This is a genomic window from Desulfosporosinus acididurans, assembly GCF_001029285.1.
Classification (GTDB): domain Bacteria; phylum Bacillota; class Desulfitobacteriia; order Desulfitobacteriales; family Desulfitobacteriaceae; genus Desulfosporosinus; species Desulfosporosinus acididurans.
Map to the genome: position 1 here is coordinate 369,853 of NZ_LDZY01000001.1, position 14,561 is coordinate 384,413.

At 41.7% G+C, this 14,561-nt stretch carries 13 protein-coding genes and 1 tRNA gene; 5 read left to right on the top strand and 9 right to left on the bottom strand.

Annotation, left to right across the window (positions count from 1 at the left end; genetic code table 11):
• Positions 1 to 93 precede the first annotated feature (93 nt).
• The 5 genes from DEAC_RS01755 to DEAC_RS01775 form a co-directional block, all read right to left on the bottom strand.
• On the bottom strand, positions 94 to 372 hold the full coding sequence (locus tag DEAC_RS01755) for a FeoC-like transcriptional regulator (protein WP_047808288.1): 279 nt from the start codon (positions 370 to 372) through the stop codon (positions 94 to 96).
• A gap of 29 nt (positions 373 to 401) precedes the next feature.
• On the bottom strand, positions 402 to 2,492 hold the full coding sequence (gene feoB, locus DEAC_RS01760) for a ferrous iron transport protein B (protein WP_047808289.1): 2,091 nt from the start codon (positions 2,490 to 2,492) through the stop codon (positions 402 to 404).
• A gap of 57 nt (positions 2,493 to 2,549) precedes the next feature.
• Positions 2,550 to 2,816 carry a FeoA family protein gene (locus DEAC_RS01765; RefSeq protein WP_047808290.1) on the bottom strand — a complete coding sequence of 89 codons (267 nt, stop codon included), beginning with the start codon at positions 2,814 to 2,816 and terminating at the stop codon, positions 2,550 to 2,552.
• A gap of 145 nt (positions 2,817 to 2,961) precedes the next feature.
• Positions 2,962 to 3,960, bottom strand: a complete 999-nt coding sequence (locus DEAC_RS01770) for an asparaginase (protein WP_047808291.1) — start codon at positions 3,958 to 3,960, stop codon at positions 2,962 to 2,964.
• A 2-nt stretch (positions 3,961 to 3,962) separates the two neighbouring features.
• A complete protein-coding gene (locus DEAC_RS01775; protein WP_047808292.1) occupies positions 3,963 to 4,457 on the bottom strand; it encodes an HD domain-containing protein in 495 nt (164 codons plus the stop codon).
• A 103-nt stretch (positions 4,458 to 4,560) separates the two neighbouring features.
• Between DEAC_RS01775 and DEAC_RS01780 the strand changes: the two genes are divergently transcribed.
• From DEAC_RS01780 to DEAC_RS01790, 3 genes are all read left to right on the top strand, one after another.
• Complete coding sequence (locus tag DEAC_RS01780) at positions 4,561 to 5,535, top strand: glycosyl hydrolase family 18 protein (protein WP_083995808.1); 975 nt, start codon at positions 4,561 to 4,563, stop codon at positions 5,533 to 5,535.
• Positions 5,536 to 5,650: 115 nt separating this feature from the next.
• Positions 5,651 to 5,923: a late competence development ComFB family protein gene (locus tag DEAC_RS01785; protein WP_047808293.1), complete on the top strand. Its 273-nt coding sequence runs from the start codon at positions 5,651 to 5,653 to the stop codon at positions 5,921 to 5,923.
• A 320-nt stretch (positions 5,924 to 6,243) separates the two neighbouring features.
• Positions 6,244 to 6,918 (top strand): Crp/Fnr family transcriptional regulator, encoded by a 675-nt coding sequence (locus tag DEAC_RS01790; RefSeq protein WP_047808294.1) that lies wholly within the window; start codon positions 6,244 to 6,246, stop codon positions 6,916 to 6,918.
• Here the strand turns inward: DEAC_RS01790 and DEAC_RS01795 are convergent.
• On the bottom strand, positions 6,915 to 7,769 hold the full coding sequence (locus DEAC_RS01795) for a hypothetical protein (RefSeq protein ID WP_242847050.1): 855 nt from the start codon (positions 7,767 to 7,769) through the stop codon (positions 6,915 to 6,917). The genes DEAC_RS01790 and DEAC_RS01795 overlap by 4 nt on opposite strands.
• A gap of 144 nt (positions 7,770 to 7,913) precedes the next feature.
• On the opposite strand from DEAC_RS01795, the gene DEAC_RS01800 reads away from it, so the two are divergent.
• A complete protein-coding gene (locus DEAC_RS01800) occupies positions 7,914 to 10,163 on the top strand; it encodes a DEAD/DEAH box helicase (protein ID WP_047808296.1) in 2,250 nt (749 codons plus the stop codon).
• A 104-nt stretch (positions 10,164 to 10,267) separates the two neighbouring features.
• On the opposite strand, the gene DEAC_RS01805 is transcribed toward DEAC_RS01800, so the two are convergent.
• The 3 genes from DEAC_RS01805 to DEAC_RS01815 form a co-directional block, all read right to left on the bottom strand.
• Positions 10,268 to 10,714, bottom strand: a complete 447-nt coding sequence (locus DEAC_RS01805; RefSeq protein WP_047808297.1) for a hypothetical protein — start codon at positions 10,712 to 10,714, stop codon at positions 10,268 to 10,270.
• 511 nt (positions 10,715 to 11,225) lie between these two features.
• The gene (gene ldhH, locus DEAC_RS01810) at positions 11,226 to 13,388 is read right to left on the bottom strand and encodes an L-lactate dehydrogenase (quinone) large subunit LdhH (protein ID WP_047808298.1); all 2,163 of its coding nucleotides are present in this window, start codon (positions 13,386 to 13,388) and stop codon (positions 11,226 to 11,228) included.
• A 21-nt stretch (positions 13,389 to 13,409) separates the two neighbouring features.
• Positions 13,410 to 13,967 carry a LutC/YkgG family protein gene (locus DEAC_RS01815; protein ID WP_047808299.1) on the bottom strand — a complete coding sequence of 186 codons (558 nt, stop codon included), beginning with the start codon at positions 13,965 to 13,967 and terminating at the stop codon, positions 13,410 to 13,412.
• Between the two features lie 497 nt (positions 13,968 to 14,464).
• On the opposite strand from DEAC_RS01815, the gene DEAC_RS01820 reads away from it, so the two are divergent.
• A tRNA-Ala gene (locus DEAC_RS01820) sits at positions 14,465 to 14,540 on the top strand.
• Positions 14,541 to 14,561 lie beyond the last annotated feature (21 nt).

Sequence of the window (14,561 nt, forward strand, 5' to 3'; positions counted from 1 at the left end):
AGGAACTAAGCTCCCTTCAATCAGTAGTAAACTCACCAGCCAATAGTTAGATCATACCATATTTCTCAATATTCATAAATACTTCATGGTAACTTAACTACGGCTTAGAGATTTACCCCGTTCAGTAAGTACCCAGAAGGAGTAAGTTTCAGGAGAAGCAAATCCGCATCCTTCGCAATGACTACTGCACTCATTGGAACTACAGCCCGCACCGCAAGTCTGTCCATAGATTTGCTTGCGAATATAGCCCATATGTTCCATTTGTTCTAGGGCACTTTCAAGTTCTCTCGGCGAAGAATTTAATTCTTGAGCCAGCTGCGTCATTGATAACGATTCTTGACGGGCTAAGACATTTAAAATTCCGGTTAGCATCGAGACCACCTCCAGGGAGAAATAATCAGTTATTGAAAGCCCATCGCTTGACCTCCGTGAAAGATAATCCACCCTATAATGAAACTCAATATCAAATTATAAGCAATTCCAAAAGCTGTCCAGCGCAGACTGCCTGATTCTTTATAGGTAGTCACTACCGAGGCTAAACAGGGAATATAAAGCATATAGACAACTAAAAAAGTATAAGCCCTTAAAGGAGACATAGCCCCTGTCATTGCCTGAGCAATTGATTGTGAGGCATCAGCTGCCACGCCATACAAAATTCCAAGAGTCGATAGGGTCGTTTCTTTGGCTGTAAAGCCAAAAATAATAGCCACCATAATCTTCCAGTCAAACCCCAGAGGCTTTCCGATAAATTCCAGCCATTCTCCCATTTTACCCGCCCAGGTTGAGTTCATTGGCACTCCTTGAGGGAAAGAGCTTAACAGCCAAACTACAATGGAAGCAGCTAAAATAAACGTCCACGCCCTCTTAAGAAAAGTATAAGTTTTATGCCAAGTCGGCCATAGAACATTCCGTAAGGTAGGAAGATGATATAAAGGCAATTCCATAACGAAGGCCGAACGTTCCTTCTGATCTACGACTTTTCTCATAAATAAAGCAGAAATCATAACAAGGAGCATACTTATCAGCAAGAGGCTTAACATAATCATCGCCCCGCGGGTTCCCGGAAAAAACGCCGCAACTACAGCGCTCATAACCCCTAAGCGCGGAACACATGGTATCAAAGGGTTGAGCAGCATCGTAATCAATCGATCCTTAGGATCTTCGAGAGTTCTTGTAGCCATAATTCCAGGTACATTACATCCGAAACTGGACACTAAAGAGAAGAATGACTTGCCATGTAATCCCATTAATTGCATGAGACGGTCACCTAAAAAAGCTGCCCTCGCTAAATATCCACTATCTTGCAAAAAGGAAAAGAAAGCAAAAAAGATTGCAATTTGCGGCACAAAAGCCAACACTGCGCCAACTCCCGCAAAGATTCCATCTCTTACCAAACTTGTTAAGAAAGCAGGTGCCTGGATCCATTGTAAGAGGCTCACTAAAAAATCAGCTGCCCAGGCCATGCCCTGAGAAACGGCCTCTCCTAAAGGTGCACTGGCGATGAAAGAAGCCCAGAATACAAGGGCAAGCACTAGGATCATGACGGGGTAACCCCAAATCGGAGAGAGGATCCAACGATCTAAGGAATCAGTAAGAGAAGGTTTTCTCAGATCTTCTTGAATTAAAAACCGAGGCAAAATTTGAGATATATAGTTATATTTAGCATCAGCAAAAGCCATTTCAAAATGGTCTTTAGTCCACCCTTCTTCCTCGTAAGATTGCAGCAAATCATTCCCCGGCAGCTCAATGATATTCTTGAGTTTATAGTTTAAAGCATCACCCGAATCACAGCATGTTTCGCGTTTCTTATCTTTTGAAGATTCTGGGGCAGAGACTGACTGCCATTCTTGCCCAATCTCAGGATCTCTTTCCAGGCGTTTAAGAGCTAACCATCGTAAGGGATATTGAGAAGCCCAAGAAATATCTTTTAGTAGATTTTCCATGGCCTGAATTTTTTCTTCGAGTTCAGAAGGATAGGGTACTTGGCGAACCAAGGGGTCCTTCTTCAGAAGTCCGACTCTAACAGCCTCAGCTAAAAACTTGTCGATGCCTACACCTTTTGCAGCTACGATCTCAACCACTGATACATTTAAGGCTTTTGTCAACTCAGCAGCATTTAAACTAATTCCTGAAGACTTTGCCAAGTCCATCATATTAAGTCCAATAACTACACGAGGTGCTAACTCAAGAATCTGGAGAACGAGATAGAGATTCCTTTCAATATTGGAAGCATCCACCATCGCCATCACTACATCAGGTTTTTCACGAAGAATGTATTGCCGTGTAACGATCTCTTCTTGAGTATAGGCCGTTAAACTATACGTCCCAGGCAGGTCAACCAATTCAATTTCCAAATTATCTCTGTGAATAGTACCTGCCTTACGTTCAACGGTCTTCCCTGCCCAATTTCCGACCTGTTGATTGGAGCCTGTCAGGGCATTAAAAACTGTACTTTTCCCAACATTGGGATTGCCAACAAGAGCAATTTTCATGGCATAGCCGCCCTCCTTTAAAAAGCATTGTTTACTATGTCAAAGCGGCAAAATCCACTAGCGACTAGCTAAGGTATGTTCAATAGCTTTATGCTGCTCTCCAGAGACGACTATTTTAGCACATTCTCCGCGACGCATTGCCAGATAATAGCCCTTAAGGCGTATCTGTAAGGGACCCCCCATTGGAGCACAACGAACAACTTCCAGTTCGACTCCAGGTACAATTCCCATATCCATCATCCGGCGACGTAAAGCACCTCCACCATTGATACGCTCAACACAAGCCCGTTCACCGGGTTTTAATTCCCCAAGACTGCGTTCCATTGTTGATCCCTCCTCCGCAATTGATAATCATTCTCATCAAAATGCGTCATTTAATTGAGAACCTATCTCATTTGTTAATAGCATACTCTTCTTTTACAGCCTTGTCAATATGGATAACTGTCCTAGTCTATTCATCTAAACTATATCACTTATTTGTAAAATTGATAGCTCCGACTGCCAACATTTGTTTTAAAGTATTCGGAGCCACGCCTTGCCCTAAGGCAATGCTTACGAACAAACGTACTTTTTCTGTCGATAAATCGTCAGCAAACCAAGCCCCGATGCGTTCCAGATCTGCTCCGCCGCCAGAATACCCGTAAACGGGAGAAGTCCTGCCAAACAAACAACGTGAAGTTATCACGACAGGAATGCCGTTGTTGATAATCTCCGAGATTTCCGGAACAAGATGGGGCGGTAAATTACCTCGTCCAAAAGCTTCAATAACCAAGGCATCTGTTTCATCATGAGTCATTAAGCGTAAAATATTGTTAGGCATTCCTGTATAAATTTTACAAATAGCAACTTTCGCCAATTTTTCAGGGACACCGAGTTTTATGGTTTGTTCCGGCTTACGGTGCCAGAGAACATCTCCGGTATCGATGGTCCCTAAGTCTCCCTTTTCCCCGGAATTAAAAGCATCAACATGATTCGTATGAAGTTTTCTGACATCTCGGGCAGCGTGAATTTCTTCGTTAAGTGCAATCAAGACTCCACGGCCCATGGCCCGAGAATCCAGCGCAATACGCATAGCATTGGTCAGATTCCGAGGACCGTCCGAATCAGTTTCCGAAGCATCTCTCTGGGAAGCCGTTAAGATCACTGGACGAGGATCTCTGATCGTAATATCCAAAAAATAAGCCGTCTCTTCGAGAGTATCTGTTCCATGAGTAACCACGATTCCTTTTAAGGCAGGATCAGTTAAAAAGTGTTGTTCAATAGCAGAGGCTAGATTTCGCATTTGCTTTAAATCCATATTGCAGCTTGCCATATTGCTGAAGTCTAAGACGTCCCATTGGGCATGCTTCGTCAATTCCGGGATACTTTCCAATAATTCATATCCGCTGACAGCAGGCACTGCTTTTCCTGCCTTATCTTTGCGCATGGCAATAGTCCCGCCCGTGGCAATAAGAAGAACTTTATCCAAGACTATCCCTCCTTAGATGATGACCCAATATTTAACTCACAGAGAGTTCGTTGAAGTCTGGCAACATGATATTTCTTGGAAATATCATCTCCATACCAATAGCAATCCAAAATATCCGCATCTTTTACAAGTTCCTCCAGAGGTGATCCGATGTCTTCCTTTTTCGAATGATTAATAATTGCTTGAACAATAGACTCCTGAGTTACTGAGGAAAGATTTCCTTCCCGAAGGAAACGACGAGCTAGCTCTTCCCCTTGGGGAGCATGGTTTTCTTGACGCCCGGTAACCCAGCGCCCGCAATCATGTAAGGCACATGCTAAAGCAGCTTGTTCACTGTCAACGTCTCGTTTCTGAGCTAACATCCTGCCAATCTGAGCACAACTTGTGGAATGAATCCTCTCCCAAATGATTGGATAATCTCTCTCCATTTTTTTAAGCTCTATCTGATCTAAGAGATTATAAATTTCTTGCAATGCTTTAATGAATTCAATATTCACGGCGGTCTTCACCTTCCTTAAATTTACAGATGAAAAAGTAAGATTAATTTTCTAATTTCTCATATCTTATCCTAGGAGTGTGCTATAAAGGAGGAGGGTATCTTTGAATTGGACACCAACTGCACAGCGGCTCATGGAAAATCGAATGTGGGTCCTTGGCTATGTTTCTGAAGATTATCCGGGGGATTTACGAGCGATTGATTCCATACGCCAACAAGGATCGCACATAGATGTATATGCTGATTTTGCCTTTCAGCTTCAACCAAGCGGTTATTTCACAGGCCAGATCAATAATCTCGCCATTCGGGAAAGTTTGGCACGCAACATTGCTCCTCTTATACTTTTTCATAATTTTAATGGAACCATTTTTGATCCAATACCTATCCGTACCATTCTTTCGTCAGCGACTTCGCAAAAGAATTGTATTCAGCAGATGCTCAATTTACTTCCGTCCTCCGCAGCAGGTGTACATGTTGATTTTGAGGGAGTCGAAGCTTCCTATCGCATTCCCTTTGTAACTTTCCTGGACTCTCTTAGAGCGGCGTTACATGACAGGGGCTTATTATTAACGATTGCTATTCCAGCTAAACGTTCAGAGTGGGAAGCCCCTGGGTATGACTTTGCCGGAATAGGGAAACTATGCGATGCAATTACCCTGATGACCTATGACGAGCACTACGCAGGAGGATCTCCCGGCCCTGTTGCCAGTTTACCATGGATGAACGAAGCTCTCGATTACGCGATTCGTTACCTTCCTCAGAAAAAAATATTATTAGGGATACCGGTTTATGGTTACGATTGGTCCAATGAAGCCACCCAGATGGTGCCGATGCGCGACATTCCAAATTTGGCTGCTAAGACCAATGCTCGCATGCTTTGGTCTGATACAGCTGTAGAACCATATTTCTATTATTGGCTGGGCAGAGCACGGCATAGTGTTTGGTTTGAAAATGAAATTTCTGCAAAAATCCGACTTGGATTTGTTAAAAGTTATCGTTTAAGAGGTATTGCCATCTGGCGCCTCGGGTATGAGACCAGTCGATTCTGGCAAGGAGTAACCACTAAACTTAAAAAATAAAGAATTTTATCCAATAGAATAGGCATCCTCGAAGGGATGCACTTTTTCTGCTTGTTCTTTTGTCGAATTGGACTTATTATTGAAATAATTAATCAATAATAAGGAGATAACAGTAATGTACGCAGTAAAAAATCACCTTGAAGTCGTCGTCCGACAAATGCTTGAAGATTATCTGCGCGATAACCCAATCGATTGCTCATGCGAAAAGTGTCAAGCAGATATTATGGCCTTAGCTTTAAACCAACTTCCGGCACGCTATTGTGTATCGCTGCGGGGGCAAATATTAACAGAATTTGAATCTCACACCCTTCCAGGCCAAGCGCGTATCATGGCCGAGATAGTCCGAGCAGCCCAACAAGTAAGTGCATCCCCTTCGCACGGGTTATAACTAGGCAAAATTACATTAATTATGATCAGACAGAATTAATGATAATGATTACGGCTATGAAGAATACCACAAATACGACGACAACTCTAAAAGGGGAATTAACCACTGATTGAATACGAACTAATTCAATTCCGAGCATACCCTTACCCCCTTTTATATAGTGTATGCTCTTATCAGTTTTCAGTGTTTTTCAACAGTTCCTTCTCTTAGCAAATTTACAAGTGTCACCCTGAAACAGCTTATTTCAAATCTACGAGTAATTATAACATTAAACTAGACTTAAATAAAATTATTGTCAAGGGGAGAAAGGAGGTCTTATTGTGCTAACAGCAAATGAACTTCTTCGTTTTTCTCTGTTCTCATCCTTAACAGCCGAAGACGTTTTCCCACTTCTTCCCCATCTTCAAGAACGTCATTACCGGCGAGGGCAGCTGCTATTTGTTGAAGGAGAAATTGGCAGCTGCGTGTATTTTGTACTTTCGGGACAAGTTAAACTGACCAAGAGAACACCGGAAGGCGATGAACAGATTCTTGACTGGTATGGCCCATATGATAGTTTTGCCGAGATTTTACTTTTGGAGTCCGGTCCATATCCTGCAACTGCTGAAGTTCTTCAAGATAGTGTCCTCTTTGTCCTAAATAATGAAATAATGCCTCAGATTCTCGAGATTAGTCCTTCTCTTTCCTTAGCCCTGATTCGCACTTTAAGCCGCAGATTAAGATTAGCTCAAGAATTTATTCGCATCTTAACCAATCGATCTACCTCAGGAATTTTAGCAGCCCTTTTTTTGCGACTGGCACAGCCTGCAACAAGTCCGGGAAATCACATTTTTGTTGATGCTTCTATCACTCATCGTGATTTTGCCAACATGATTGGGACTAGTCGAGAATGTGTTAACCGAGCTATTAACGGCTGGAAAAAGGCCGGAATACTTAAACTGGTTGATGATCGTTTGGAAATTATCAAGCCTCATGAATTAGCAGAATGGCCCTAATTAATTTCCAAATCCTGAGCACTCTCAGACTCAAATTGATTAACAATATGCCAACATTCTGCCCAACTAATATTTAAATGACGACGCCAAAATATCATAGCTGTCCTTGTCTTTTCGCAGACGCGATCATTCAGCATCGTCTGATTGGGTATTTTTCCGCCCCAGGCTTTAACCCATTCAAGATAACCGTGAACCAGTTCGGCTGATTGGAGTTTCAAATAGCGAATGGTATAAAGAGTCGTCAGCCAGTGGGTGGCTTCCTCTTCAACTCCTCTAGCAAAAACTTGTCCGTCAAGGTCCTCACCGGCAATAATCAAGAGCAAACAAAGAAAGTGAACCCGAACTGCCTGGCGCAATAATTCAGGATTAATCTGATTAATTTCGGCAAATCTTCCCAAAGGTTTGAGATAAAGTTTAACACTCGGATCTCGATGGGAACAGACTCCAAAGGCTGATAACGAAACCGGAAAGATATCTTCTAATCCGCTCTCTTGCAATTGCCCTAATAAATCCTGGCCGGCTTGCACCAAGCGTTGTTCTTTAACCCGCAACTGATCAGTGGTTTCTTTTAGAAAGGCCTCAGCATCTTTCGGCCGTTCCGGAAGATCATCTGACCATTCCCTTAACCGCGAGCGTCTGGGCATTAAGAGTTCGATCATCGAACCTGTTTCTTGATGCAATCGTTTGAACCCTTGCCGAACACGCTCAGGATCTCGGTACAACCCTCGCATCAAAGTTTCGGCTGCACGGGGAATTTCCAAAGATTCCTCAAATTTAACCAAAGCTGCTCCGTTTTTTTCGGGAAATTTGAGCCCCATTGACTGCTCTATCTCTAATCTCAGCGAAGACACTACCAAATCCCTCCTTAGCCTTGTCTCTTGTTTCATCATATGGATTCAAACGCTGATTCAGACCAATCGTTGCTAAAGTTGACCATCATTAGCCCTTTTGTTAAAATAAGTAAACAAATTTACATCAGAAACGAGCTGACATATATGTCTGAGCGTAAATATCACGAATACAACCTTGACCCGTTTCAGGAACAGGCCTTAGAAGCAATTGACGCCGGAAAATCAGTCATTGTGGCCGCTCCGACAGGCACCGGTAAAACGCTGGTAGCTGATTATTTGATCGAAAAGGCCATGAATGAACATTTGCGAGTTATCTACACAGCGCCAATTAAAGCCTTAAGCAATCAAAAATATCGGGATTTTAAAGAACAATTTGGTGAAGATGCTGTTGGGATTATGACTGGTGATGTGGTCTTGAACCCAACGGCACCTCTTCTTATTATGACGACGGAAGTTTTCCGCAACCAAGTTATCACCGAAGATCCAAATCTTGAATTTGTTTCTCATATTGTCTTTGATGAAATTCACTGGCTCAACGATGAGGAACGAGGGACAGTCTGGGAAGAGTCAATCATTCTTGCTCCTGCTAAGATGAAACTTCTGGGGCTTAGCGCAACGATTGCCAATGCTCAGCACCTTGTAAACTGGATCGAATCAATCCGCCACGAGGAAGTCGCCTTAATCGAAGAACACAAACGCATTGTTCCTCTTGAATACTTTTATTTCACTAAGGATACAGGACTCGTCGATTATAATCACCTTTGGAAATTCTATCGTCAAAAACTCAAACAAAACAATAGCGAGGAAAATCCTTTCAGCCCAACGACTCATTTGGACCTAATCCGCACGATACAGCGTGACCACCTCCCAGCCCTTTTTTTTGTCTTTAGCCGCAAACAATGTGCACTTAAAGCTATGGAATTAGCTGCCATTGCTAATTATCTTAAATCTCCGGAACGCAGAGTTGTCGAAGAAAAATTTCTTCAGTACTTTGGCCCGGAAAACAATTGGTCGTCGTCGACACGACAGTTAAAACGCTTATGTTCTAAAGGGATTGCCTATCATCATGCGGGATTGCTCCCTTCCCAGAAGGTAGTTGTTGAAGAACTCTTCTTAGAACGACTTATTAAGGTACTTTATTGCACGGAAACATTTAGCGTTGGCATCAACTATCCCGTAAAGTCGGTCTGTTTCGATTCCCTTAATAAATATGATGGCCGCAATTTCCGACCTCTGGCTAATCACGAATTTTTTCAAATGTCAGGTCGTGCCGGTCGGAGAGGAATTGATAAACAAGGGTATTCTTTCGCTATTGTTGATTTAGCCTATATGGAAAAAAGTCCTCCTCCCAAGTTTCAATTAAACAAACTGGAACCTTTAACAAGTCAATTCCGCTTAAGTTATAATACTGTTCTGAATCTCACGGCAACTCTTACCCCTGAGCAAATTGGAACCTATTTTCAAAAGAGTTTCGCAGCCTTTAGTTATCGCTTGAACTCAGACCACTTTCATTCAGAGTTGACCAAAATAGAAAAAGAACTTGAAAAATCCAAGAAAAACTTATGTGAAGAGGTTGGATCCTTCAAGTGCCCGATAAAACATCGCCCGAAACAGAAAGAGTTAGAAAGGCTGCGCAAAGCCTATAAGGCACTTGGCCCCCGCAAACAAAACCGTGCCTATGGACGGGAAATGGCCCGCAAGATTCGCTCCTGGGAAAAAATATTAGCACACCCTCCCCTAAATTGTCCTTCTGAACAACGAGACAGTTGCGAAAATTACAGTAAATCCTTCCTGATGTTAAAACAAAAACAAAAAGAACTTCTAAATGCACTCGAAACTCTTCCCGAAGAGAACGCCTTTCTAAGGGAATATGAGTATAAAAAAAATCATCTTCGTCAAATCGGATATTTACGCGGTGATGAGCTGTTGCCTCGAGGAATTTGTGCAAGTCGAATTTATGTCCAAGAACTCCTAGTCACCGAATTAATTTATTCCGATATTTTTCACCAGCTCGATGATGACCAAATTAATGCTTTACTTTCTAGTATTGATTTTGAAGCTCGAAAAAATGATGTTTTTCAGCGGGGTATTGTCTTTGATTCAACACCCGTTAAGGATATCATCACTTACATTCAGAGCATTTGCGGGCAAGAATCTGTGCGTTATGACCCTCGTGTAGCTGTCATAACTTATGCTTGGAGTCAAGGACAATCCTTTAGTGAAGTACAAACCATGTGTAATCTCGATGAAGGGGATATCATCAGTGTTTTTCGTCGGACTATTGATTTATTGCGTCAAATGCGTGATGCCGTAAACGATGCCAATTTAAGATCTCGCTTTAAAGTTTGCATGGATAAACTTGATCGAGATGAGGCCGCAGTTATGGAACTATAGATCAGCGACACTCAAGCAAACTTAACGATAAAAGCGCACAATTAAAAGGGGCTGTAGACAGTCCCTTTTTTCGCCACACCGCAAGTGAACATTCTTTAAATTTATTAGATTAGGATCTTGTTTAGAGAGATATTATAAGTTTTTAACACGTAATCCATAAATTCCTCAGCACAATGACAGGGTTCACGATGATTACAAAACCCCACCTCAAGTTTGCCAACTAAGTGATGCTGCAGAACATGTACGTTTACATATAAATGACTTACCTTTCGATTAACGGCAATATAACGCTTAACAGCTATATAAAATAAGAATAGCAAGCATAAGCTTAAGCTCATTCCGATATTAGGCAATAACCACGGAATACTTAAGATACTTCCTCCCACAATCAACATCAAAAACATAAGAATCATTTCCTTGAGTTTTGCACTTTTCCATTCATAATAACGCCTTAAAAACTCAGAAAATAATTCAGCAATGCGTGCAGATGTTACCGGAAGATCTATCGGGACCGTTGTTTTGGGTAATATGAAAAGGTTATATATACCCAAGATTATCACCCCTCTAATCTACTTATCTTTAGAAAAAATCGCTTCACTAACCTTATTATAACCCTTAATATTCTATCCTTTCCAAAGAAATTCCTTCAGGCAATAGTTATGTTCCTTTACTTCCAATCATGAAGTTAACTAAATCTATTGAAGAAGAACCTGTTAGATCATGCATAATGGATAAAAAAAGCCTCTGAGTTGTTTCCCAGAGGCTTTGCCATTTCTCAGCTCCTGCAACGAACCACTCTGCTTTACAGAGGTGCATTGACTGAGACATCCCTTCTTGGTGCTGCAGCACATTTTAGAAAAGGAACATTCTTTAAACTAAGATATCAGGAACTTTCGTCTCCTTTGTCCTTACAATTTTATTTCTCTTTGAGGCTCAATATCCAGCCTGCACCATACCGGACAAAGAATTCACTTCCCTATATAACTATTCGAACTGACGGTAAGAAAGTCCTTGCACGAAAAAAATCATCTTTTCACCAATTTTGTTATAGCGAACAGCATCTTAGTTCTTCTTTGAATTTTTTTTGCGCTTCTCAAATAACAATTCAGCTGTATGAACAACTTTAATATTGGGGTTTCTTTTATCTAACCCCCCCGAAATTTGCATCAAACATCCCGGACAGTCCACAGCAACAACCTTCGCTCTAGTTGCTTCAATATTATTGAGCTTACGTTCCAAAATCGGTTCAGATAGCTCTGGGAATTTGATTGAATAGGAACCTGCAAATCCACAGCAGCGATCAGACTCTTTCATTTCTATAAGTTCTACTCCGGCTGTATCACTAAGAAGTTTTCTCTGCTCAGCATAAACTCCCATTTTTCGTTTCAAATGACAGGAATCGTGATAAGTTACTTTAAGGGGCACCCCGTCTCCCCCCGGCTCTAAACCGCCAAGATCTGAGAGCAATTTGGAAAAATCAAAGGATTTACGGCTTAATTCTGCAGCACGGGCAGCTAGCCCTGGATCATCCTCGACAAGTTCTTGGAAACTGTCTTTAAGGGCATGAGTGCAAGTTGGGCAAGCACTGACCACGTAATCAACGCTTTCCGCATTCAAAGCTTCAATATTCATGATGGCCAATTTCCGAGCGTTAGTGCGGTCACCCATATAAGTCGCCGGGGCACCGCAGCAAGATTGTCCCTCAGGAAACACGACTTCATATCCTTTTTCATTGAGAGCGCTGATAACACCTTCGCCGATTCGCGGATAGACAAAGTCAATCAAACAGCCTGAGTAAAAGGCAATCTTTCCTTTGGGTTTCTTAACATCTTGTTTGATTGTTTTAAACACATCGCGAAATGGAATGTCTGCAACTGCCGGCAAGCTCTTCTTCTCAGTCATTCCCGATAAAAAGAGCGGTAAGTGGCGGATAACCGGCTGCCCTTTCGTAAAGGGTTTTTGGGCTTTAGAGGCAACACGTAATAGGGAATGGAATAGTCTTCTATTGGAGACAACGTCTAAGGCAAACTTTTGCGTAAAAGGAAGGCCTTGCTTTTCCCCCATCCGATTGCGTAATTCCAGAATCATCTCAGGAATATCTAAATTTCCAGGACACACTTCTGCGCATTTCCCGCATTGAAGACATAGATTCTGAGGATTTTTAGCATCATTTTCCGAGTTTAAGAAATTCGTTAAAATTGTTCCTATTCCACCTGTATAAATATGACCATAAACATGTCCGCCTACAAGTTGAAAGGCAGGACAAACATTAAGGCAAGATGCGCAGCGAATACATTGGAACGTCTTTTTAAACTTAGGATCATTATACATTTTACGCCGCCCATTATCCATGAGGATAATATGAAACTCCTTATCCTTTACGGAACCATCTTCATAATAGGCAGGAGTTGGTCCGGTAACCATTGTTACGTAGCTAGTGATCTGCTGGGCAGTTGCACTTCTGGGTAAAGCTTGCAAAATATGCGTAGCATCTTCAAACTTAGGAACAAGTTTTTCGATTCCTACGAGAAAAACATGAACTCGAGGCAAGGTAGAGGTAAGTCGGGCGTTCCCTTCATTAGTAACCATCATCAAAGTGCCTGTTTCCGCGATGGCCATGTTCGCTCCCGAAATTCCCATATCTGCTTCCAAGAACTTTTTGCGCAGTTCAACACGAGCTGTTTTAACCAACTCTGTAATAACAGGTTGACTTAATCTTTGCAAATGCCCCGAAAAAATATCAGCCACTTCTTCCTTAGTCATATGGATTGCTGGCATAACCATATGAGATGGATGCTGCCCGGCAAGCTGAAGTATCCATTCGCCCAAGTCAGTTTCTTGAACATCTATCCCTTCAGCCATTAAAGCTTTGTTTAACAAAATTTCTTCTGAGGCCATTGATTTTGATTTAACAATATGCTTTACGCCTTGTCGTTTCGCTAACTCACTAATATATTTTTTGACGTCCTCTCCTGTAGCCGCCCGGAAAACTTTTGCTCCTCTGGCAGTGGCCGCTTTTTCAAATTGATCAATCATCTCATCCAAATGACTTGCTGCATAAGACTTGACCTTAACAATATTTTCACGAATCGAAGGGAAATCATAGCCTTCATAGGCTTTTTCCCGTGCCGTAATATAAGTATCTCCAAAGCGTCCTAGCGCACCACGTAAAACATTATTATCCAGCGCATCTGAAATCTTCTTTTTAAACTGTTTATCTGCCATTTTGGCCACTTCCTCTCCCTGTTAATCAACAAAAACAACAATAAGTTGTTGTGGACCATGTACTCCGATTGTTAAAACACGTTCAATATCGGAGGTTCGGCTAGGTCCTGTGATAAAACCCACAAATCCAGGTATTCGAGGAAGACGATGAATTGTTGACATTGTTTCTGCCAGACTTGGTAAGAGCTTTTCGGTCCTTATCACAGCAACGTGAATCGGAACGAGAGTAGAACATAACCGTTGGTCGACATTGGCATCATCATCAGCCTGGACTAAAGTACCTAATTCGGCAATAGCATAAGAAACTTGAGTAATCCCGGCTTGAGCGTCAGGGGTAACTTTTCGGAAGTTATCACTCATAACGTCTATGTTCATGAATTTTAACTGTTGAGCAAAATTGCCTTTCTTTGATACTTCTCCTTCTAAAAGTGCAACATTCTGAACACCTTTGTCCTTGAGAATAGTTCCTATCAATTTCCCGGCTTCCTCTTCAGTCTCAACTCGATAACATTCCCCTGATACGGCTTCCAGTTTTGCTTTAAATCCATCATATAATTCAGCAGAACGAGCATTTGCCATAGAGGCATCCTCCTCAAAGTAATATTCTCATACGATATTCTGGCTAGCTTCCAAGATTATCAGCACATGCTGGTCAGACCATCATACCATTTAATTTATTTTAAAATAGTTTTCGCTAAAAAACAATACCTAGTTCGAAAATTTCAAATAATTATGATTAACTTCTTTCGAGTTAGTGTATGTATTTCCTCATTAAATTAATAGAGACCGAGTATGGATTACATACTGTTGGTATTTTGCACCTTAATGGGGAAATTCACCTACAATGATCCTCAAATAACAAAATCCACAATAAATTACACATTGATTTTCGACAAAATATGCGTTATGTTAAGATAAGTAAGTCTAGTAGGCTTCACTCTCTAGACCTTGCGCATCTGAGGGTTTCCGGACGCGGAAATCCTCTGAGCCATTTCAATCGATGTTGACTATTTACATAAATTGCATCGTCAAACTACTTGCAATTTTATTTTTTTGGCATATAATTAGGTGTTGTTGGGGGTATAGCTCAGCTGGGAGAGCGCTAGATTCGCATTTTAGAGGCCAGCGGTTCGATCCCGCTTACCTCCACCATAAATTTAAGTATTAGGATTC

Excerpts from the sequence above, each read along its gene's own strand:
- DEAC_RS01755 (WP_047808288.1), bottom strand. The coding sequence starts at position 372 with ATGCTAACCGGAATTTTAAATGTCTTAGCCCGTCAAGAATCGTTATCA.
- feoB (WP_047808289.1), bottom strand. The coding sequence starts at position 2,492 with ATGAAAATTGCTCTTGTTGGCAATCCCAATGTTGGGAAAAGTACAGTT.
- DEAC_RS01765 (WP_047808290.1), bottom strand. The coding sequence starts at position 2,816 with ATGGAACGCAGTCTTGGGGAATTAAAACCCGGTGAACGGGCTTGTGTT.
- DEAC_RS01785 (WP_047808293.1), top strand. The coding sequence starts at position 5,651 with ATGTACGCAGTAAAAAATCACCTTGAAGTCGTCGTCCGACAAATGCTT.
- DEAC_RS01800 (WP_047808296.1), top strand. The coding sequence starts at position 7,914 with ATGTCTGAGCGTAAATATCACGAATACAACCTTGACCCGTTTCAGGAA.
- ldhH (WP_047808298.1), bottom strand. The coding sequence starts at position 13,388 with ATGGCAGATAAACAGTTTAAAAAGAAGATTTCAGATGCGCTGGATAAT.
- DEAC_RS01815 (WP_047808299.1), bottom strand. The coding sequence starts at position 13,967 with ATGGCAAATGCTCGTTCTGCTGAATTATATGATGGATTTAAAGCAAAA.